This window comes from Ruegeria sp. AH12, from assembly GCF_056541465.1.
The window spans coordinates 1-1,392 of the sequence record NZ_JBQFYL010000055.1 but is presented as its reverse complement, the minus strand read 5'-3'; the positions used below and the strand labels follow the sequence as shown (position 1 = coordinate 1,392).

The following is a 1,392-nucleotide window of genomic DNA, read 5'->3' as shown; positions in this document are numbered from 1 at the left end:
CTGGATTGCTCGACGGTCACGCGGCGACGACCCATTGGGAGGATTTGGAGATCTTCGCTGCGCGCTTTCCCAATGTCGATGTGCGCCCTGACCGATTTACCGTCTCCGATACACGCCTAACCTCTGGCGGCGCCGTCCCGGCGATCGATATGATGCTCCATATTATTGCTGCACGTCATGGCGCGGGCTTTGCCGCCCGCGTGTCCGGGCTATTCCTCTATGAAGGTGCGTCTCAGCCCTCAAAACCACAAAGCCGCACCGGTGCGCCGCACCGTCACACCGCGCTCACAGCCAAAGCCAACTCATTGATGGAATCCTCACTGGACGACCCCCTGTCCCTTGCGCACATCGCCGATAGACTCGGCACTAGTACGCGCACCCTGCAGCAGCAGTTCCGCCTGCGCCTGAATACAACTCCACAGGATCACTACCTGCAACTCAGACTGGCCGAGGCCCGCCGACTGGTTACCGATACCGACCTGCCGCTGATGGACGTGGCGCTGGCCACCGGCTTCGCCTCGCAATCCAGCTTCGCGCGCGCGTTCCGAACCGCCCACGGCCTCACGGCTCGCGACCTCAGGCAAGACCGTACGCAACCCACCCATCACTGACGCGATCCAACTTCATCTGGCCTAAAATACCTCGGGGGAGTCGCCAAAAGCGACGGGGGCAGAGCCCCCATCCCTTCAATATGGCATCGGAAACGCCCGGTGCGCCGCACTGATCTCGTCCATCACTTCGGACGACAGCTTCAAATCCTTACCCGCCAGAATATGTTCTAGCTGCGCTACAGTCGTCGCGCCGAAAATGGTCGATCCCATAAACGGCCGGCTGCAACACCACGCCAAGGACATGTGCACCGGGTCCAACCCGTGTCGCTGCGCGATTTCCAGATAAGCCGCCACGGCATCAAAAACGCGATCTGTTTTACGCCCGCCCATATTCGGCACCAGCGCCATGCGTGATCCTTCTGGAACAGCACCCCCTTGATATTTCCCAGTCAGGAAACCTGCCGCCAACGGTGAGAATGATAGTAGCCCGACATCTTCCAGAAGACACAATTCAGCCAGGTCGGTATCGAATAACCGGCAGAGCAAAGAATATTCGTTCTGGATCGACGCGACCCGAGGTCCACTAACCTCATCCGACGCCCGCAACCACTGAGCGGTACCCCAAGCGCTTTCATTCGACAGACCAAAGGCGCGGATATTGCCCTTGTCCACCTGCGCCTGCAGAGCGATCAGGCTTTCGCGCATCTCGTCCATAATCTCGTCCCGGTTGTGACCCGAGGGTGCATAGTCCCAGTTCTGTCGGAACATGTAGCTGCCACGATTTGGCCAGTGGAACTGATAGAGATCTATACAGTCAGTCTGTAGACGACGCAGTGAACCC

General features: G+C 59.1%; 2 protein-coding genes. One reads left to right on the top strand and one right to left on the bottom strand.

Annotated elements, in window-relative coordinates; genetic code table 11:
* Window positions 1-611 (top strand): GlxA family transcriptional regulator (locus ACR0EL_RS21525; RefSeq protein WP_480502203.1); only part of this gene is annotated, 611 nt, incomplete at its 5' end.
* Window positions 612-686: 75 nt separating this feature from the next.
* On the opposite strand, the gene ACR0EL_RS21520 is transcribed toward ACR0EL_RS21525, so the two are convergent.
* The coding region (locus ACR0EL_RS21520) for an aldo/keto reductase (RefSeq protein WP_480502201.1) at window positions 687-1,392 on the bottom strand (706 nt) is incomplete at its 5' end.